Origin of the sequence: Gracilibacillus dipsosauri (genome assembly GCF_003176895.1) — a bacterium.
GTDB lineage: Bacteria > Bacillota > Bacilli > Bacillales > Amphibacillaceae > Gracilibacillus > Gracilibacillus dipsosauri.
In genome coordinates this window covers 50,097-71,477 of the sequence record NZ_QGTD01000021.1, presented here as the reverse complement: position 1 = coordinate 71,477, position 21,381 = coordinate 50,097, and the positions used below count along the sequence as shown (strand labels likewise).

General features: G+C 35.9%; 18 protein-coding genes. 3 read left to right on the top strand and 15 right to left on the bottom strand.

Annotation, left to right across the window (positions count from 1 at the left end; all coding sequences use genetic code 11):
- Positions 1-147: 147 nt before the first annotated feature.
- The 3 genes from DLJ74_RS19485 to DLJ74_RS19475 form a co-directional block, all read right to left on the bottom strand.
- Positions 148-2,058, bottom strand: coding sequence for a beta-glucoside-specific PTS transporter subunit IIABC (locus DLJ74_RS19485; RefSeq protein ID WP_109985737.1), 1,911 nt, complete (start codon positions 2,056-2,058; stop codon positions 148-150).
- 120 nt (positions 2,059-2,178) lie between these two features.
- Complete coding sequence (locus DLJ74_RS19480) at positions 2,179-3,954, bottom strand: sulfatase (protein WP_109985736.1); 1,776 nt, start codon at positions 3,952-3,954, stop codon at positions 2,179-2,181.
- Between the two features lie 176 nt (positions 3,955-4,130).
- Positions 4,131-4,895 carry a MurR/RpiR family transcriptional regulator gene (locus tag DLJ74_RS19475; protein WP_181397687.1) on the bottom strand — a complete coding sequence of 255 codons (765 nt, stop codon included), beginning with the start codon at positions 4,893-4,895 and terminating at the stop codon, positions 4,131-4,133.
- A gap of 203 nt (positions 4,896-5,098) precedes the next feature.
- Here DLJ74_RS19475 and DLJ74_RS19470 point away from each other — a divergent pair, with 203 nt between their 5' ends.
- Entirely contained in the window at positions 5,099-5,992 is an 894-nt protein-coding gene (locus DLJ74_RS19470) for a LysR family transcriptional regulator (protein WP_109985734.1), read from the top strand.
- A gap of 192 nt (positions 5,993-6,184) precedes the next feature.
- Here the strand turns inward: DLJ74_RS19470 and DLJ74_RS19465 are convergent, their stop codons facing one another.
- The 5 genes from DLJ74_RS19465 to DLJ74_RS19445 form a co-directional block, all read right to left on the bottom strand.
- A complete protein-coding gene (locus DLJ74_RS19465) occupies positions 6,185-7,525 on the bottom strand; it encodes a sulfatase family protein (RefSeq protein WP_109985733.1) in 1,341 nt (446 codons plus the stop codon).
- Between the two features lie 31 nt (positions 7,526-7,556).
- Positions 7,557-9,092 (bottom strand): glucose-specific PTS transporter subunit IIBC, encoded by a 1,536-nt coding sequence (gene ptsG / locus DLJ74_RS19460; RefSeq protein ID WP_109985854.1) that lies wholly within the window; start codon positions 9,090-9,092, stop codon positions 7,557-7,559.
- A gap of 452 nt (positions 9,093-9,544) precedes the next feature.
- Positions 9,545-10,372, bottom strand: coding sequence for a PRD domain-containing protein (locus DLJ74_RS19455; RefSeq protein ID WP_054861155.1), 828 nt, complete (start codon positions 10,370-10,372; stop codon positions 9,545-9,547).
- Positions 10,373-10,411: 39 nt separating this feature from the next.
- Entirely contained in the window at positions 10,412-10,906 is a 495-nt protein-coding gene (locus DLJ74_RS19450) for a PTS sugar transporter subunit IIA (RefSeq protein WP_109985732.1), read from the bottom strand.
- Positions 10,907-11,272: 366 nt separating this feature from the next.
- Complete coding sequence (locus DLJ74_RS19445) at positions 11,273-12,238, bottom strand: formylglycine-generating enzyme family protein (protein WP_109985731.1); 966 nt, start codon at positions 12,236-12,238, stop codon at positions 11,273-11,275.
- A 195-nt stretch (positions 12,239-12,433) separates the two neighbouring features.
- Between DLJ74_RS19445 and DLJ74_RS19440 the strand changes: the two genes are divergently transcribed.
- Positions 12,434-13,240: a sulfite exporter TauE/SafE family protein gene (locus tag DLJ74_RS19440; RefSeq protein ID WP_109985730.1), complete on the top strand. Its 807-nt coding sequence runs from the start codon at positions 12,434-12,436 to the stop codon at positions 13,238-13,240.
- Between the two features lie 199 nt (positions 13,241-13,439).
- Here DLJ74_RS19440 and DLJ74_RS19435 read toward each other — a convergent pair whose 3' ends face one another.
- From DLJ74_RS19435 to DLJ74_RS19400, 7 genes are all read right to left on the bottom strand, one after another.
- On the bottom strand, positions 13,440-14,426 hold the full coding sequence (locus DLJ74_RS19435; RefSeq protein WP_054788171.1) for an aldo/keto reductase: 987 nt from the start codon (positions 14,424-14,426) through the stop codon (positions 13,440-13,442).
- A gap of 992 nt (positions 14,427-15,418) precedes the next feature.
- Complete coding sequence (locus tag DLJ74_RS19425; protein ID WP_109985728.1) at positions 15,419-16,150, bottom strand: peptidoglycan recognition protein family protein; 732 nt, start codon at positions 16,148-16,150, stop codon at positions 15,419-15,421.
- A 47-nt stretch (positions 16,151-16,197) separates the two neighbouring features.
- Positions 16,198-16,476 carry a phage holin gene (locus DLJ74_RS19420; protein WP_109985727.1) on the bottom strand — a complete coding sequence of 93 codons (279 nt, stop codon included), beginning with the start codon at positions 16,474-16,476 and terminating at the stop codon, positions 16,198-16,200.
- 18 nt (positions 16,477-16,494) lie between these two features.
- Entirely contained in the window at positions 16,495-16,809 is a 315-nt protein-coding gene (locus DLJ74_RS19415) for a hypothetical protein (protein ID WP_109985726.1), read from the bottom strand.
- A gap of 177 nt (positions 16,810-16,986) precedes the next feature.
- On the bottom strand, positions 16,987-17,295 hold the full coding sequence (locus DLJ74_RS19410) for a hypothetical protein (RefSeq protein ID WP_109985725.1): 309 nt from the start codon (positions 17,293-17,295) through the stop codon (positions 16,987-16,989).
- A 10-nt stretch (positions 17,296-17,305) separates the two neighbouring features.
- Entirely contained in the window at positions 17,306-19,177 is a 1,872-nt protein-coding gene (locus DLJ74_RS19405; protein WP_109985724.1) for a phage tail protein, read from the bottom strand.
- 38 nt (positions 19,178-19,215) lie between these two features.
- Complete coding sequence (locus DLJ74_RS19400; protein ID WP_109985723.1) at positions 19,216-20,439, bottom strand: O-antigen ligase family protein; 1,224 nt, start codon at positions 20,437-20,439, stop codon at positions 19,216-19,218.
- 162 nt (positions 20,440-20,601) lie between these two features.
- Between DLJ74_RS19400 and DLJ74_RS19395 the strand changes: the two genes are divergently transcribed.
- Complete coding sequence (locus tag DLJ74_RS19395; RefSeq protein WP_109985722.1) at positions 20,602-21,369, top strand: SGNH/GDSL hydrolase family protein; 768 nt, start codon at positions 20,602-20,604, stop codon at positions 21,367-21,369.
- The last annotated feature ends 12 nt before the right edge of the window (positions 21,370-21,381 follow it).

Sequence of the window (21,381 nt, the reverse complement as noted above, 5' to 3'; positions counted from 1 at the left end):
AAAGCGACTTCCGAAAAACTATTGAGATTAAAGGAAATGCCCCTCAGCTTTACTAGGCATTTGGAAACCCTTTATTTCCATACTCCGGAAGTCGCTTAATTAACTATCAAGTCTAGATTTTTCTATTTTTTTCTAAAAGTCATGTAATTAATGAATCACTGCTTTGATTAATTGTCCACCAGGATCTACATTATCTGCATTTGTTAGAATAAGCTCTTTATACTTATCACTATTAGTAATGAGAACAGGAGTTACTACTGAAAAACCGGCTTGTTTGATTTGCTCTACATCAAAATCTATCAGTAATTGACCTTTCTCTATCCTATCTCCTTGTTTAATCGAGGATTTAAAAAACTTCCCGTTTAATTGAACAGTATCTAATCCAATATGCATTAAGATTTCAGCACCATTATCAGTTGTTATTCCGACAGCGTGATTGGTTGGAAATAGTGCAGTTACTGTCCCGGAAACTGGAGAAACCAATTTACCTTCTGTAGGATCAATTGCAAGCCCCTTTCCAAGCGCTCCAGTAGAAAAAGCTTCATCCTTCACTTCTGATAATGATAGAACAGTTCCCTTCAGTGGACTAGTGATGTTTTCGTCTTGATTGTTGTCTGTACTATTATGGTTATCTTCTTCTTTCAGGGATTCTCCATCTTTATTTTTTTTACTCAATCCAAATAAATAAGCAAGTATAAAGCCTAATACTAAATTTACTCCCATTGCAATGATTCCACCCCAGAATCCGATGTCAAGACCCTCGGAACCAATTTTAGATGGTATACCAAAAACACCTAGTCCACCCATCATATATACTTTCGTACCTGTTGCTCCCATAATACCTCCTCCAACTGCAGAGGTGATAAGAGTTATAATAAACGGTCTTTTTAAAGGTAAGGTAATCCCATAAATCGCAGGCTCCGACACACCAAAGATACTGGATATAGCAGCAGGTATACTTAGAGTTTTAATCTTTTGCTGTTTCGTCCTAGCCATTACCCCAAGTACGACACCAGTTGTTGCTAGCGATGTGGCTGATATTAAAGCTAATATAAAGTCATAACCAAAAACTGCTAGGTTGTTCATTGCAATCGGAATGAAGCCCCAGTGGAGACCAAACATTACAAATAATTGCCATAATCCACCAAGTATCAAACCTGCCAATAATGGACTTAGATCATATGCCCAGACAGTAGCTTGTCCTAATAGTGAACTAATCCATGTAGCAATTGGTCCAATCACAATAAAAGTGATTGGGACGATTACTAGCAATGTGAAAAATGGTACAAGAAAGGACTTTACAACATCAGGAATTACTTTGATAAACCATTTTTCCAATTTTGATCCAACATATGCTGCCAATATAATTGGAATCACAGAAGATGCATAACTCATTAGAATAACTGGTATTCCAAGGAATGTAATATGGATAGGTGATTCAAATATAGTTCCTTGAAATAAGGTATAAAGTGGTTCCCCTTCCGTAATACCAGAAAGTGAAGGATACACTAACGCTGCACCTATAGCCATCCCAACGAAATGGTTTCCACCAAATTTTTTCATTGCTGTAAAGCCCAAAAATACAGGAAAAAAATGGAAGAGAGCATCACCAACAGCCTGTAGAATATGATAGGTTCCAGTTGTATTCGCATACAAACCTAATGCAACAAACAAAGCATTAAAACCTTTAATCATTCCTGAAGCAGCTAAAACACCCAGTATTGGTGCAAATATTCCAGAGACAATATCAATAAATTTGTTAAATAATCCCTGCTTTTCTTCACTTTCCTCATCCGCAGATGATTGAGTATCAAACCCTCCAACAGATAGTACTGCTTTATATACATCAGATACATGATTGCCAATCACTACTTGGTACTGCCCACCACTTTTCATAACGGTAACAATACCATCCATATCTTTTAATACACTAGTATTTGCTTTATCTTCGTCTTTCAATTTAAAACGCAAGCGTGTCACACAATGGACAACACTGTTAACGTTTTCTTTTCCTCCAATATTTTTTATAATGTCATTTGCCAATTGTTCGTATTTCATCTCTCCAACCCTCTTTCTTTGATAGATTCATGAGATAATCCTGTAACATGCAGGATTATCTCATTTTTTTAACCCCTCATAAGTTTTTGATCATTTTTCGAGCTTTTTCGATAGTAGAAGCTAGTCTATTCGAAGAGCTAGGTCTAATTGATAAAAAATAAATCCTTGATCTTGCTTGTCTATATGTTCTGTTATCCAATTCTTCAAATGTTCATCTGTTACTGCATTATGCTCACTTGTTTTTTCAAGATCTGCCTTCAACAATGCCACTTTTTCTTCTTTCATGATAGCTACCATTGCCAAATAGCCCTCTTTCACACAGTGATTGGAGAATTTAATATTTTCACAAACAATTTCTTGCTTTTTATCAAAAGTCTTATGCTCTTCTAATAAATCCTCTATACTATTAATTCGATCTAGACCATAATAGAGATATTGCGATTCAGGAGCTTCATTTTCCTTCATTAATTCCTTTAATTTTGTTATCATTTCAAATTCTTTCTCTAGGTCATAAAGCGGCTTTTCTTGATTGGGATCTTCCTTATAGTTAAATAATTTATTACCAAAACGCTGATAACTTTTCGCCATATAATCAGTCGTTTTCATCTTTAAAGTACTGATCCCCTTTGTAAAGGCAAAAGAATTATCCAATTCAGCACCCTGTAGTTCCTCTTTAGTAAAGCGTCTATTCATCCTCATTGGCATTAACGTATATTCATGTAGCTCCGCTTCTCGACCAGGCATTGGTCCTCTCATATAAATATAGTCACCATCGACCACATTAATATTGCTACCAAAATAACCAAATAAAGCAGCATCGTGAATTATTTCTTCTGATTCAATTACCGAGCTTAACGGTTTCCCCATCATGTATTCTGGTAAATCTACTTCAAAGAACTCTAATATAGTTGCAGGTATATCGATGTTTTGTGCTAACTGGTTTCTAGTTTCATTTTGAACACCTAGTTTTGGATCCCATATAAAAAATGGTATATGAGCAATTTCATTATAGACTGGCATGATATTCTTACCCCACCATTCATGTTCTCCTAGGAGTAGTCCATGATCTGTATTCACAATTAACATCGTATCTTCCCACATATTATTCTCATCCATAAAATCTAGTACCTTCCCTAAATATGCATCACACATTGTCAATAGGGCTTTATAATACCCTTTCACAACATCCGCTTTTTCTGGAGAAAAATCATCGTGTGAATATTGGAGCCAACCATTGAAATCGTCTTTCGATAGCCCATATAAATGTAAATACTCCTCAGGTACAAAAAATGGCTCATGTGGATCAAAGCATTCAATTTGCAAGAACCATTGATCCGCATCCTTATTTTCGTTCAAAAACTCCATACCTGCATCGACAGTTCGATATAAGGAGTGATCTTCTTCTTTTTTCATAAAGGTTCGATTCACTAGATCTTGAGAAATACTAGCCTGCTTTCGTTTTTTTGCAAAATCAGGAAGGTTGTCTAGCCCTTCAACATCCATTTTCTTATCAACTTTTGCTTTCCAGTTATCTCCTTCCTGTCCTCGTATTAATTCATAGGAGGAATAACGAGTATGATAGGTGGAACCACCATCTCTCCAATAATGTTTGTGATCTGTAACAAGATGTGTATAAACCCCATTTTGTTTTAATATTTCTGGCATGGAGTCATCAAAAGGTTCGATTGGTCCCCAACCACGATGCAAAAAGTTGTAACGACCTGTGTGCAACTCTCTCCTTGAAGGCATGCAAGGTAAGCTGCCAGCAAAAAAATTATCAAATTGAACAGTCTTTCTTTGCAATCGGTCGAAATTAGGTGTTATTACATCAGAATGTTCATAAGCATTTAAATAATTTCTTTTTAAGGTGTCAAACATAACTTGAATCGCTCTCATCATCTATCTCCTTCCCTAGCATTTTCATGTTGCTCTATCATGATGAGATTATAGTATAGAAAACACTGTAAAAGAAGGTCTTCCAGCCATATTGGGAAACGGATTCATGAGATGGGAATATTTTAGATCATGAGAAAAAGGCTATTACATAACTGCAATAGCCTCTGCGATATAGTTTATTTATCCTGTAACGTTTTATTTTTATATTCAAAATAATGATAGGCAAAGATATCGATGACACTGTAAAAGGCACTTGAGGAAGAAAACCAACTGGAATTATGATTGATATTTACCGGAATACAGAAGGTTGCATGATTCATTAACCAGTTATGATGAGAACCAGTGATGGCAACGATATTAACATTCTTAATTAAGGGAATACTAAGCGCCTCCTTAAGAGTCGCATTGTTGCCAGAACCTGAAAATACTATTATCAAGTCCTCTTCCGAAATTCTTTCCATCAACAATTGGTAGATATTTGTACCAATATCCAAAGGGAGGGTTTGCATATTTTTACCAATACCTAGAAACATTCTTTGCATTTCTTTGGCAAGACCTTGTTGCATGAGACCAGTCCCCGTTATATAGACATTTGGACTTCTATCAATAGCTTCGCAAATTTTAGTAAGATCCATTTCATTTAACTGATTAACGGTCTGCTCTACATTGCTAATCACTATTTTTCCGAAGTCTTCTTGTGTAAAAGATTTTTCCGAATGATTTTCCCACTTCATAAAGTTTCTCATTTCTGTATATCCAGAGAACCCTAGCTTCTGTGCAAATCGTAATACAGAAGATTTAGAGCTTAAACTTTTTTTAGCAAGCTCATTAATTCCTAGATCATAGATATCTTTCCTATTATCTAATATAAACTTTGCCAAGACCCTTTCTCCTTCACTAAAGGTCGTGTGGTTATCATTAATTAATTCTTCTAGCTTCACTAGAATCACCTTCTTATTTTATTGATGTTTTGTTTCTAGTTACCTTAACACCATGATAAATCATCAAGTTTGATACTTATTTATTTAATAATAGTACAACCAAATAAAATTATAAACCTTTGATTCTTTCCAAAGGTGACACAGTTCTATCTCCGATATATAATGATTACAAACGCTACAACACCATTAAAGGAGCCGATCGTATGAACATCCAAGTATTAAAAACATTCTGTCTGGTCGTAGAGACTGGTAGTATCAATCAGGCGGCGAAATCCTTATATTTATCTCAACCTGCCATAACAAAGCAAATACATCAAATCGAAGCAGAATATGGAGCGCTCCTCTTTAATCGAAAAGACGGGAGATTGTTACTTACTGAGAGCGGACATGTGCTATATCCATTTGCCAAGTCGATTGTTCAAGATTACAACCAATCAAAGGAAGCAGTTATTGCAAGTGTAGCAGGATATGAAAGCACATTAAAGATGGGTGCAAGTCTCACAATCGGGGAATACTTATTACCCGGTTTACTAGGAAAATTTAAAAAGGAAAACCCCGATTTTCATTTATCTTTATATGTGGAAAATACTCCAAAGGTTTTAGCACTGCTGTTAGACGATATGATTGACATTGCACTAGTCGAAGGAATCGTAGATGATACAAAACTATCGATTGATAAAATTAAAGAAGATGAATTAGTTCTCATCCACGCACCAGATCATCCCTGGAATTTGAAAAGTGAAGTCAAAATAGACGAGATTGCTCAAGAGAGAATGATTTGGAGAGAGCCCACCTCTGGAACGAGAGCGATTATCGAAAATTTCTTAAATGAATGGGGTATATTAGAAAAAATCGAAAGCTATATGGAGCTTGGTAGTACCCAATCGATAAAAAGTGCGGTAGAGGCAGGTCTTGGAATTAGTATCGTCTCAAGACTAACCGTTGCTCGTGAAATTGAGCAAGGATATTTACATGAAAAGAAAATACATGACGCTGAATTAAAACGTAATTTATGGATGGTGTGGAAATCTAAAAGATTCACCAAAAAAAGTGTACAAATCTTTATGGCATACATACGTGCGAAGGAAAAAAGATGAAGTTTACGGAATTCATCTTTTCCATTTAACAAAAAGCTTATGCTTTCATCCACAGCGAAAATTTAAATTTATTACTTCTCCTCTACATTTCAATAAATAGATAGGATATCTGTCTTGTTATAATTTTCAGCAACATTTTTTACTATTTTGAAAAAAAGCAGCTATCCAGCGTAATGCTGAATAGCTGTTCTATTATTTCTTCATCGCTTCATAAGTATTGCCTTTATGTGTTTCCTCTGCCCATTTCTTTGACTCAACACCTGGAATATCCTGCCCACTCAATAGTGGGTCCTTTGTTTCCCTCATCCACTTAGACACCTTTTCTCGTAATTCACTTGCAACCTTTTTATAAGCAGGGTCATTTATGAGATTATGCTCCTCAAACGGATCCTTCTCTAGATCATAAAGCTCTTCAGGTTCATTAGCTACATAATATTCTTTACGAACATCGGGACCTGAAAGGCTTCGGTGAATATCCACAGGCATATAAATTTTTGGTCCATCCTTTAAATTTTTTACATATTTATATTGGTTTGTGCGAATACCTCGCATCGGATGGTACTTGTCATGCCACGTAAGCTCACAGAAGAAATCATTGCGTACAACCGAAGACTCACCTCTTAGTAAAGAAGCAAAGCTCCTACCATCAATCTGATCCGGAATCGCGGTTTCCGTTAATTCTAAAATAGTTGGCATCATGTCAATGTTACATAGTAAATCACCAATAACTCTACCTTTTCCGAAAAGTGCTGGGTTGTAAAAAATGAGTGCCGTTTCTAAACCAGCATCCTTCATTGTTCCTTTAGCTCTCGGAAAAGCAATTCCATGGTCTGTTGTAAAAATTACGATTGTATTATCTGAAAGACCCGTCTCTTCTAATGCATGCATAATTCGGCCAACTGCTTCATCTAACACCTTTACCGATCCATGAAACTGTGACAAATCTTTTCGGATATTCGGCGTATCAGGTAAGTAGTCAATCACATTAATGGAATCGACATCATCTGCTAATGGTTCGTATTCATCAAAAGAACGGTGAGTTTCCCAAAACCCTACATTAGCGAAAAAAGGTTGATCATCATCTTTGTCCGCTTTTTCCTTAAGAAATTCAATGGTCTTGTCAGCAACCTGAGGTGAACGTGCGCCCTCGATAGCCTCATAGCGATCAAAACCTAGTTTATAGGTGGAACTGTATTGACCAAATTCCTCTTCTCCAATTGTTTCATGGCTGAATCCAATTAAAGAAGTTTCGTAGCCTGCTTTTCTTAGCTCATTCGGTGTAGTTGTTTCTCCTTCATTTATATGAAATCCTAAATGTGCAAGTCCAATCAACCCATTGTTATGCGGGTATTTTCCCGTTAAAATGCTTCCCCTACTTGGGCTGCACTGTGGTGCTGGGCAATAGTATTGATCAAATCGGACACCGTTTTCCGCTAGCTTATCAAGATTTGGTGTTTCTACTTGGTGTCCATAGGTTCCTAGATATCTACCAGTATCATGAGTAATCATAAAGATAATATTTGGTCTTTTCATTTATAGCATCCTTTCCTTCAACGAATCTTTATTAGTCACCGAGACCTTCTTCTACTTCTGTTTTAATAATCGTTACGTGCGGACCATAAATTGCTTGAACACCTTGTCCTTTTACAAAAACACCTTTTGCGCCAGATTTTTTGAGTTGCTCTTCAGAAACTTTATCACCATCTTTTACTGTGACACGTAGGCGAGTTGCACAATTATCTACATCCTCAATATTCTCTCCCCCACCAAGTGCTGCAATAATCGCCTGAGCTCGTTCTGACCCTGCGATAGTTGTTTCCTCTAGTTCCTCATCTTCACGACCTGGTGTTTTTAGATTAAACTTCACGATCATGAAACGGAAGACAACGTAATAAACAAGGAAGAATAAGATACCTACGATTGGTACAAGAATCCAGTTTGTTTTGTCGTTTCCTTGTAGTATTCCAAATAAAGTGAAGTCAATAAGTCCAGCTGAGAATGTCATACCGATTGTAATATTTAAAAGGTGTGCGGCAACATAAGCAACTCCCCACAAAGCAGCATGAATAACATATAGCACTGGCGCTACAAATAGGAACGTAAATTCAAGCGGTTCCGTTATACCTGTTAAGAAAGAGGTTAATGCTCCTGTAAATAACAGACCACCAACAACTTTTTTATGTTCAGGTTTAGCAGTATGATACATCGCTAAAGCTGCCCCTAATAACCCGAACATCATAGGCAAATATTTACCACTCATGAATCTTGATGTGCCAACAAAGAAATGTTCTAAGTTAGGATCTGCTAATTGAGCAAAAAAGATATTTTGTGCACCTTGGATAACTTCGCCATTTACTGTCATTGTTCCACCAAGACCAGTTTGCCAGAACGGAAGATAGAAAACATGGTGCAATCCTAGTGGCCCTAACAACTTCACAATAAATCCAAATAGGAAGGTACCAAAGTATGCTGTTTTATCTACAAGATCGGACATACTTGCAATACCTGATTGAATTGGCGGCCAAACAAAGAACATTGCAACACCAAGAAAAATAGACATAAAAGCAGTTATTATTGGGATAAAGCGTGAACCACTGAAGAAACCGAGAAATTGTGGTAATTGAACCTTACCAAATTTACCATGTAGGTAAACCGTTAATAAACCAGCAATAACCCCTCCGAAAACACCTGATTGTAATGTTTGAATCCCTACCGTCATGCCTTGGCCAGCACCAGCAAGGTTTTCCGTAGCAAGTTTTCCAGTGATTTGTAACATAGCATTGATTGTCGCATTCATAACAAAGTAGGATAAAATGGCTGCTAAACCTGCAACACCTTTATCTGATTTCGCCAGCCCTACGGCAATGCCTATAGCAAAGATTATAGGTAAGTTAGAGAATATTATTTGACCTGCAGAGCTCATAATCGTAAAGATTGCTTGCAGCCATACTAGATCTAAAAATGGATAATTTTCAATTGTTGCTGGATTAGAAAATGCTCCACCAATCCCTAATAATAAACCGGCCGCCGGAAGTACAGCGATTGGTAGCATAATTGCTTTTCCAAATACTTGGAACTTACTAAACAAGTTGTTAAACATGGAACCTCTCTCCTTTTTATCTATTGGTGTTTGTGACGATTGTAGCAATTGGTCTATTTTGGTATAAATAGAAAATCCAATTTCATTTCCAATAATAAGTTCAATATGATCTGTTCGTGCTAACACTCCGTGGATATTATCCATTTGTTTTAATTGTTCTTCCTCTACTAAATCTTGATTTAGTAATGTAAGTGACAACCGTGATCCATCTAACGAAACACTAGTCACATTCGATATACCACCGACTTTCGATAAAATTTGTTGGTAAAGCTCTTGGTTTGTCATCACGAAGTCTCCTTTCCATTAAAAAATAAAAAGACCTAAAACAGTTAAGATAATCAAAGTCCTCTTAACTATTTTAGGTCTTGCCTGCACTACCAGTCACAATCCCACTTTATTTAAATTATTATCTGATTATCATTACATTACATAAAATGAGTCAACTACTAAATTTATTTTTCATAAATCAGTCTCTGTACATGAAGTGCAATATATGCTAACTCTGACTCCGGAAAATCAATATTATATTCGGTTCGAGCAAAATTGGCTGCGACAGATGCACATGTGTATGCCTGTTCATGTTTCTCTTTAATCATCTTCAGCATTTCCTCATCTAACTGATAAAAATCTTGATCACTGTAATAACGATTTATTGCAAATTCTAAGTGTGTAATCAGTCGTTGATAGGTCATACTTCCTTTTTCTATAGCAATATTTAAATCACTCGAAATAATATCTACCATATCCTGGATGATCGCAGCCTTTTGCACCGTTTTCTCCACATTCTGAAAATTCATTTTAGCAGTATGAATGTGGACAGCGATATAAGCAGCTTCATCTATTGGTATTGGGATCCCCATTCTCTCCTCCATTTTTTCTACTGCCCATAAACCGATATCAAATTCTTCATGGTAAAGTAACCTTATTTCATTTATTAACTTATTTTTAATATTAATTCCTTTTTGGGAACGTTCAATCGCAAAGGACAGATGGTCTGTAAGCGAGATATGAATATGTTCATTGAGTTTAATTCCGAGTTTTTCTTCTGCATAACTGATAATCTCTTCTCCTAATAGAATATGTTCCTCAGGCAAGGTCTCTAATAGCTCTTGAAATTTTTTATTCTCTTCTTTTAAGATAAATATTTTTTCAACCTTAGCCTGATCAATCAGATCATTTTTTCCTTTTTGAAAAGCAATACCAGGACCCAAAATTATTTTCTCCGTATTTCCTTCTTTGATAACAACCGCATTGTTATTCAATACCCGATTAATTTTCATGTGTACATCACCTTCTTCCTAGGATGGCTAGCCTGCCATTTACTTTTTTACTTCATAGCTGACAATCGCTGTCTTTCCAGCGGATACCTCCCTACTATCCTGTTTAGAAAGGTTGTCTATTTTATCTTCATTCGTAATAACAATTGGAGTAATAATACTTGCTGCCTCGACATTTATTTGCTCCAAATTAAAAGATACTAATAATTGGCCAGCTTTTACTTTATCATTTGTCTTAATATATGTCTCAAATGGTTCTCCATTCAATGATACGGTTTCTAATCCAATATGAATGAGGATCTCTATTCCGTTTTCCGATTTTATCCCTATAGCATGTTTCGTTGGAAATAATTGAATAATTTCACCATCTACAGGTGATACTACTTTTCCTTCACTCGGCACAATCGCTACACCATCTCCCATTAATTTTTTAGAAAAAGTTGGATCTGGCACTTCTTCTATAGCAATTAATTTACCTGATAGTGGTGTAACCCATTCTTCAGTGATTTTCTTTTTTCCAAATAATTTGTTAAACATGGAAAATCCCCCTTTTATCGTATAAAAAAACAGACCCAAATTAGTGAAATTAATCACCAACTTAGGTCTTGCCTGCTTTACCAGTCACAATCCTCATATTCACCTAATTACGATTACTATAACGATACTTTACCATAACTTATAACAAAATAGTCAGTCCATTTAGTTATACCCTATAACAAATAGTGAATATTTACAAGCATAAAATTCATGTTGATTAAAAAATAAATATTCTAGGAGACGGTTAGCATGGATATAACAAGTTCTTATTACTGGTGATTTGCTTGGCCAGTAGTGGCTAGGAATTGATTAACTTCCAGCTCTACTACTTAACTTAGAACTCCTGAAATACATCTTCACCCTAACTTATGCATTGACCACACAACGAAATCCTAAATTACCTGTAGCACTATCGATCGTATTCGAACTTCGTGCCGCAACTCGATATCGATTACAATAGGATTTGTGGCAAAGGTACGAGCCACCACGCATTACTTTACTTTGACCTGTCTTCGGTCCAACTGGATTTACGACCTGGGATAAATCAGGTGTCCTTGTAAACCAGTCTGCACACCACTCCCATACATTACCCGCAACATTATAGAGTCCATATCCATTCGCAGGAAAAGATTTTGCAGGTGCTGTTCCAGTATAGCCATCCGCTTCTGTATTCTCTTTTGGAAAATCACCTTGCCAAATATTACAATAATGCTCTCCATTCGGTGTCAGCTCATCCCCCCAAGGAAAAAGCTTCTGCTCAAGGCCACCTCTTGCTGCATATTCCCATTCTGCCTCTGTCGGGAGACGTTTTCCAGCCCATTTACAAAAAGCTAACGCATCGTTCCAGCTGACTTGTATGACAGGATGATCCATGCGGTCATCAATGTTTGAATCTGGCCCTTCTGGTTGGTACCAATAAGCCTCTTCTACTGCATACCACCATGGGGTTTGTGGTAATTGTTTTGCCCTTTTTGCTACATTTTGCGAGATAAATTTATAGAAAACAAACGACCATCCATACTTTTCCGACTCTGTAATATAACCTGTATCCTTCACAAAAGCACTGAATTCTTCATTGGTTACCGCATAAGCATCGATATAGTATGGTGCTACGGTTACTTTTCTTATCGGTCCTTCACCATCTGCAGGAAACCCCTCATTATCTTCGGTTCCCATTAAAAATTCCCCTCCCGTGAGGTGGATCATTTTTTCTTTATATTTTATCTGTTGACTTTGTTCTATTTTTTCCGTTTGTTTTTCTGGTTTAATCGTTTTCTCCAAATCAGCACGACTACCAGCACAACAAGAACATGGTGTATTCTCTGTATCCATTTGTATTCACATCCTTTAAGTTAAACCAAACCAAATACTTTTGTAGTTCTTTTACTAGTGTACATTATTTTTATATAACAATGCTAGAAAACCAAGTCATCCATTTGGTTATACCCTATTACAAATAGTGAATATTCAAAGAGCCCAACTTCTGAGATGATGTATATAGAAAAATTTATCTTGGGGGCAACTACTATGGATATCACAACAGGACTATTACTATTAATTATCGGCTTAATAGCCGGGTGCTATGGTACAATTGTCGGGGCCGGGGGAGGATTCATCTTCGTACCGGCATTGCTACTAATTCTACATACAGACCCTGCCATCGCTGCGGGGTCTGGCTTAGTTATTGTATTGATCAATTCCATCTCAGGAATGATTGGCTATGCTAAGCAAAAGAAAATTGTTTACAAAACAGGTCTCACTATTGGAATAAGTGCATTACCAGGATCTGTGTTGGGAGTATGGTTATTACAGGTCTACTCATCCAATTATTTTTACGTTATTTTTGCATCAATCTTAGTTGGATTAGGAATATTTCTTTTTAGTAAGAACACCACGATTTTAAGAAAGAGGCAACAAGAAAGTGTTACTCGAGCTAGGACAACTGATGCAGTGGAACCAATTGTTGAGAAGACAACAGCCATTCAGTCTAAATGGTTGATTCCGCTAGGCTTTTTCATGGGGATATTATCAAGTTATTTAGGTATTGGTGGTGGATGGCTACTTGTTCCCATCTTAATTTATACTTTTAGGCTTTCTACCCATTACGCTGTCGCCACATCGATCTTTTCTTTATGTCTCTATACATCAGTTGGTGTTGTTTCACAGCTATTCTACAGTAGTATTGATTGGATGATCGTAGCATGGGGTGGAATTGGAGTTATTTTAGGATCACAGCTTGGTGTCTTATTATCTCAGAAATTACCTGGTAAAGTCATCATGCAAATGCTTTCGATTGTTTTGGTTGTGATTGGGTTTCGGATGTACTTTGGGTGAGGCTTTTAAGAATGATAATCCATTTTTCATAAGTTTATAAGTTAGTATAAATCTAAAAAACCTTCAGAGACTTTAACAAAAAGAATCTGAAGGTTTTAAAATAATTTCCTCACACATTTTAGCATGATCACGGCGCTAATCAGCTATAAATAATAGAAAACTATAACAAGCCCTTATTCCTTTCTACTCTATAAAAACTTTACCAAGCGTATGCTTCTGGTGCTTCACCATAACCTGGGAAAATTTCGTCTAAACGGTCCAGGGATGCTTGATCTAATTTGATGTCAACGGCACGCAGAGATTTTTCAAATTGTTCCAGTGTACGTGGACCGATAATTGGTGCATCTAATGCGGGATTATGCAATACCCAAGCGAGAGCTATATCAGCTTCACGCTCTCCCAATTCCTTGCAAAAATCTGAAAAGGCTTCCAATTGTGCTCGATGTTTTTCAATTCGTTCTGTTTGACCAGCAGTTCGAGATCCTTTATCTGGATTTAATGCATTTCCCCCAAGCAAGCCACCATCTAGTGGACTCCAGGCAATCACACCAATTCCCTGATCCTTCGCTGCAGGTAGTACTTCTAATTCTGGAAGACGGCACAGTAAACTGTATTTATGTTGTTCAGATACGAGGCCTAAGAAATTGCGTTCTTTCGCAGCTGCCTGCGCTTTAATAAGGTCCCAACCTGCAAAGTTACTTGAACCAACGTAATCAATCGTGCCTTTCTGTACTTCTGCTTGAAATACTTCCCAAAGCTCCTCCCAAGAAACATTACGATCAATATGGTGCATTTGATACAGTTCAATGTGATCGGTCTGCAATCGTTTAAGTGACCCTTCTAAATGACGACGTACCTTATAAGCAGATAAAAATCTTCCCTCATTCGGTCCATCGTTCTGATCCCCCATGTTATTATAGACTTTGGTAGCAAGTACAACCTTCTCCCTGCGATTTCCGCCTTGAGCAAACCAACGACCAATAATTTCTTCTGTCCAGCCGTGACGACCTTGACCACGATAACCACCATATACATTTGCGGTATCAAAGAAGTTTAAGCCTGCATCAAGTGCCGCATCCATAATTTTGTGTGCTTCCTTTTCTTCAGTAGACGGACCAAAATTCATGGTTCCTAAGCAAAGTCTACTTACCTTCATGCCTGTACGACCTAGATTGGTGTATTCCATTTATTTCCCCTCCTCCTATGTACTTAGCTTCTCTCTTACATTATAGGAGATTAATATAATTCAAACAAATCTGATTACTTTTCTTTTGAAAAAATTAATCATGGTAAGAAGGGGAGACAGCGTATTAGGCTACGCCAACTCACTATGAATGGAATCAAAGTTCAACGGATGTCGTTTTGAACCTTCCAAAGTTTTTCAAAAGTGAAACTTCTCCATCCATTTATCCATTATTTCTTCGACCAACCTGCTAGTTCACTCAAACCGGATCCACTCTTATTGAAGAAATGCTACTCTTTAAGCACATTTTCCTTAATTAAGGTGTCACTTTTAGATGATTCGGTAATTATTAAAATACATCATCTCTAACCGTCAGCAATGAAAAAGGCTTCTCAAAAGTTAAATCAACTAATGAGAAGCCTTTTTATATACTTGATATTAGCATTTTGTTAACAAACAAAAACCCTTATACATTAAGTGTTTGAGCGGTTATTACATCATGCCGCCCATACTTCGACCATTTCAAGCGATGTAAACGTACTTCAAATTTTTAAAATAATTTGATAAGAAAATCTATAAAACGAAAAATATTTTCAATGAGTATACGCAATTTTCAACTGCACTGTGAGATTTTTGTGAGAAAATCCATTCTCACACAATAGCGTTTCAACTATTGATATAATAAGAGTGTTATAATTCGTAAATAATTATATTTTTTAAAGGATGGTTATAAATATGGCATTATCAACTATGATATCATTTACCATTTTTTCTGTTTGGTTAGGATCAGGATTTTATACTTTTGTTTTAATATTTCAGATGAAAGAAAAAGGGCATATAGGCGGATCGGAAACTTTGATAGCAATAACATTTATTGTTCTGTCATGTTTAATCGGTTTTTATCAATATATGTATTAAGAGCCACCTGTCATAGTGGCTCTTTCTATGTATAAAAGGGCAATGTATATTGCCCCTATGCTTTATATTCTATGATCCTATTCAATTATCTTGTAATACCAGTCTTGTTTTTTAAGGAAAGATTCAAATTCCCTTTGCATGCTAGTATTTAATCTTCCTACTGTAGCCTTAGGATTACCATCTCCGTCATATTTTATAGAGAATGCCCATCCTTTATCCATGCAATAGTTAACCACTTCTTTAATGCTACCCATACCTAGACCGCCAGTTTCGATTAGTACGGAATTGCTAACGCTTGAAGTTTTAATTTGCTTTCCACTCCTTTTTACCATATTTAAAAAATCTGACCATGATATGCCATCTTTATTAGCTCTTATTTGAGCAGGGCAGTTCTTTCCAGACCAATTATAATGCTGTTTTACATCGTTAATGGAAAGGTTATACTTGTCCATTAAATGGCGAACTAATTCAGCACCGTTTTCTAGTGTTTTCTTATAATCACCATCTGAATTGATACATAATTCTACAGCAATGGAATTTAAGTTACCTGGTCCTCTGCCATCCCCTGCATGCCAACATTGAGCGTTATCTTCGAATGATTGGATAACTTCTAAATTATCCACTTGATAATGCCATGATGCGTTACGAGAGTTACCTTTCAGCTGTAATTTAGCATGAGCCTTAGCATCTGCGCCTTTACTTGTGTTCCCTGTTTGGTGGACAGTGATTGTTTTCTTTTGGTTATTAAAGCCATAGACAACATGTTTAGCCACATCATTAGGAAGAATCCACTTTTTAATTTTAACCATTATTTATCCTCCTTATATAAAAAGGACACTGCATTTAGACAGCGTCCTTATTTTAATCCTTTAGATTTTAATTCAGCATTTTGTTGTTGTGCTTTCTTACCGCTATAATGATTCTTATATATGGTATAGACGTTAATAGCTAGTGCAGCAACTGCGAATAAGACTACTTCTAAGCCACCGATGAAGTCCTCATTGAACCATTCTAAGTTGATGCCTAGCACGCCTAGGAATGGTAATAAAGCTGTGAGCACTCCAATAAACTGCATAATTAAACCTTTGACAGCTTCGTTCTTCACTTCTTGTTTTACTTCGCTTTGTAATTTCATGTTCTCACCTCCTTAAAATTATTTAAAAAAATTAACTATCGCCACTACGACAACAGTTATTAATCCGCCTGCTCCTGTAATGCTGATAAACCATTTCCAGAAACTAGTTATATTTAATTTTCTAGTCGATAGGTGGTGTTCGATTAATTTGTTTAATAGATTCTTTTGCTCCTCGTTTTGCTTATCCATCTTATTGTTGATGTCATCTAGCTTTTCAAACAACTTGTTTTGCTCTGCTTCTAGTCGAACAATGCGCCCTTCATGATCGATTAACGCCTCTGGTATCGTGATTTGTTTGTCAGCCACACCTTCCATCTCCTCTTTTTCATTCAATTTCGTAACCCCCTACGCTTTAGTAATAAAGATTCAATTTCAAAATATTATCTAGCTTTTGCAAGCGTTTCTTTGTATAATGATTCTTAACACTACCTCACCCTATGCGGGTAGTGCCAGGGAGTAGCTGATCCCTACTCCCGCCTTTGGTAATAAAAAAATAACGCTCATTCAGCGCTATTGATTCATTATTTCGTATATTCCATCTTGGAAAGTCTGTTCCTTGACTTCGACATCTAAAGTTTCTCCATCTTTTATATACAGATCACCATCTCTTACTAGTAGTTTTCTGTAATTCTTAGGAATATGTTCTTCAACCCCGAATAGATAACCTGGCTCTGTAGCAACTAATATTTTCCCATTCTGCTGACCTAATATATTGCCTTCCTCGTCCACATCATCGTAACCAATGAACATTTTCGTTAAGCCATCTTTTGTATTACCTAAAGCATCTGTAACCGCCGAATAGGTTTTGATTTTCTCCATTTTAAACCTCCTATAAGTGTTTATATGACCACTGTCTACGTAAGAATACATCTACATCTTGATGACTTGATTTAAATTGAATGTAAATACCTTTTCTTGAAGTCATATCTGGCACACCAAAATCTAATGTTAAATCGATAGTGGTATAAGTTCTAGGCATGTAACTGCCACTCCATATTTCACCGCTAGGATTACCGAATTCCGATATTTTAACGTCAATGGAAGTAGCTTCTGTTGGTGCTACCATGCCTAAACGTATCTTTACATATCTAGATGTGTGAGTGAAAAAACCTAAGGTCATAAATCGATAATCTGCATGATGTGTTCGGTAGTAATAAGATGGGTCACTCGTTCTCACAACACCAGAACCTGTATAATCGGGAGAACCCCAATCAATATTAAAATCCATATTAGGTGTTCCATTTTGCACGAACACTGCCCCATCTTCTCGCTCAATATTGATTGCCCCTTTAGCGATATCCAAACCACTACTTTTTAATTCTACATACCTCTGTGCATCATTAGGATTAATCGCCATTAAACTAGTACCATCCCAATAGAAATAATTCTCATCACCTATTATCTGAATGTTGTTGGTGTGAATTTGACCAGCTGTAAGGAGATTAGTATTCACCCCTAAATAAGTAATCGCATTCTCAAAAGTTTGACCACCATCTGTAGATACTCCTAATCCTGCACTATTATAGATAACTAAATGATTCGGGTTATTAGGATCCACTGCGATAATTCCATTCTCGAATTTTAATTCTGTTTCTGCGCTTTGTAATGCCTTTGTAGCGTTAATGACAGCTTGGTCTAATACATTGTAAGGAAGTTTGATCCTACCCTCTAGGATGTCTCTAATGCTCTTAGCAGCACTATTTAAATTCGATTGATACCTCTTAGTCAATGACTGTGTACCAAATGTGATGTTAATGTCTAAGATGTTACCTTTCCAATCCTTTGTGACAGACATATCTACGATTCGCACTTCTTCATCTAAGTTGATACGTTCGTCAATTAAAAATACACGATCCCCTAACTTGGCTTGCCCTACTGGATAGCCTTGTTTGGTTAGATCGTGTATATTGGCTTGAACACTAATCTTTAATGATTCGTCTATGACTTTCTTTAATGCTTCATCCATCGTTTCTACATCAGTGATACGACCATCTTTAATAGGTGGTGCTTCACGTATGCCGATTAAGTTTGCTAATGGTGAAGTGTATTCTCTTATTAATCCTGCGTTATGTTCTAGGTCTTCTGTACCTTCCTCGTAATCGCCATATCCTCTAATATAGGTATACATTTCACTTGCATCGATTTCCTGTGATATATTGGATGCATTTAGCTTATATCGGTACTGTATTTGGGTGTCATTACCTATTTGTGTTTCTAGGTATACATTGTTACCCGATAGTCTAAACTCTGCACCATAGCGATTTAAACCGTTTTTGAAAGGCTCTAATCTAGTTGACCCATCACCTAATCCTTGCCATGATTGAGCATAAAAAGAATCTACTATGATAGGATTATATCCACTACCGTTGAATATTAGATCAAAGAATGCCTGTGCTGTGAATGATTGATTATATACATCGTAAATACGCTGTGTATTAAAAACGTCAATAAAAAGAGGGATGGCTCTAATGCTAGATGTTAGCTTATCGCCTTTCCCTTGTTTCTTGCAATATATAATTTTATATTCTACATCGTCGTGATCGGCTATTACCCACATTTCAGCTAGATCATGGATAAAAGTCTCGTTTACCTCATTCCATTCTATGGTGGCGGTTAACTCGATCTGACCGTTTAATGCACCTTTCCAAGTGCTTGTACATTGGATGGGATATTCTTCTCCGTATAGGTCTCTTACGTACACTGTATCACCTCATTTCGGGCATAATAAAAAGACACCCATTATAAGGTGTCCTTTTTATATTCAAATAAATTTAAACAAAACGTTAAAGCGATGAAAGTAAATAAGTATCTATTATCATTTATATCACCAGTCACATTTGCATTTAATAGTAAGAATAAAAATATTAATGCGATAGCCAGTTGTAAATTATTCATTCCCTTTTTTCGTGTTTTCCAAATGGTGATAAAACTAAATAAAACAAGCAATACAATAAAAAGAAATCCGAATATCCCTAATTCTGATAAACTCTCTAAAAAGAAGTTGTGAGGATAGGCTCTTCCGTCTACTCCCCAATAATGAATAGGAAAACTACCTATACCACCACCAAATAATGGATTTTCTTCCCATAGAGATATTGCAGAACGGTATAACTCTATTCTTTTAGAATCTATTGATTCTCCACTAAAAAGGCTTGTAAATCTCTCTATCGTTGTATAGAACATTCCCGTATTAATAAAAGGGATTAATGAAACAATCATGATCGGTATAGCAGCCAATAAAAGAAGTATCTTTTTGCTAATTCTTACATCCATACTAAACTTAACCTTTTGAAAGCTAATTGACCATAAGAATAAGACAATGATTGTTGCTAATAAAGCGATCAATGGCATTCTTGAACCAGATAACATTAATGTTGTGATAGAAAGCAATATCATTAATAAGGCTAGAATTTTTTGTTTTATATGAACCTTTTTATAGATATACATCACTAATAAAACTAAAACAGCTAGTCCAGAAACTCTCGCTAGTCCGATTGTGTTTCCTCCATCTATACCTATTCGATTATACCCTGTTACTAATCCGCCACTAAAATAATCAAAAACAACATAACAAACCGTTATCATTGAATAAAAGATTATCCCTTTCAAAAATAAATGCAACGATTCAGCATTTCTTATTAAGAAGAATACCCCGACAAAAGACCAAGCTGTTAATGATACAAACATTAACGCTTTGTCAGTTCCATATTTCCCTCCTATAGTATAGGTCAAACTAAAAATCACCATTATAGCCGAACTAAAATAAAGCACGATAGGTAATATCGAAACTTTATCTAATGTAGGGTTCCTCATCACCCTTTTTAACGCAATAAAAAAAGACCAAACCATAAACAAAACTGTTAAATCAAAAGGAGAGTATGGTATTATTCCTTTAAATGTGCTTGATAATATAAACCCAGCAAAAACAACCTCTCCTTTAAATAAGAATTTGAATAATCTCAATTAGTTCCCTCCACCTTTTTAGTTTTCAACTATATATTACTAAAATAAGTGGATGTTGTCACTTTTTGTTAATGGCGGTGAATTTATACCCATAACAAACCACTGTTAATCTAACATTAGGTAGTTTATACTAAAGTATAACAATACCGAAAGGGGCTTATTATGAAAAGAAAGCATATCATCATTACCTCGCTATTATTATTAGCAATTATCCCATTGATTTCCATTTTTATCTACATAACAAATGATCGAGAGATGGTTACTGTTGCACAAAGTCAAACAGAAACATTCAGTTTTGCAAATGATAATGAAATCAACATAGCTGTTGTTGGTGATAGCTGGGTAGCTAATGAAAAACTTGATCAATACATTAAATCAGAATTAGAAAAATCTAATATTGATTCTGAAATTATTAGTTATGGTTATCCTGGTAGAAAAACAAAAGATATTTATCAAAAAATAACATCCGAGCCAGCCATTAAAAAAGTAGATTTAATGGTAATTGTTGCGGGCGTAAATGATTCCGCCGGTCATATCGGAAAAGATTTTTATTCTCACCATATGAAAAATATCGTTACTTTCGCTAATATTAATTCTATTTATCCTTTTGTATTAGAGCTTCCAGAGTTCAGCATAGAAACTAACGCTAATAGATTTCTTTCACAAGTGAAACATACCATATACAGATACTTATTCGATAAAGGGAAATTAGACAACATCAATGAATACAGATCAGAATTAGAAACAACATTATCTAATTCTGATCTCCTTTACTCCATTATTCCATTCGGAAACATTATTGATGATTACTCGTCTTCCAAAGATTTATATATTGATCCTTGGCATTTGAATGATAAAGGTAATGAAACTCTAGGTACTTATATCGGTCAATTCATAGCAAAACAATTAGAAGATAAAGCTAGTTCGTAAACTAGCTTTATT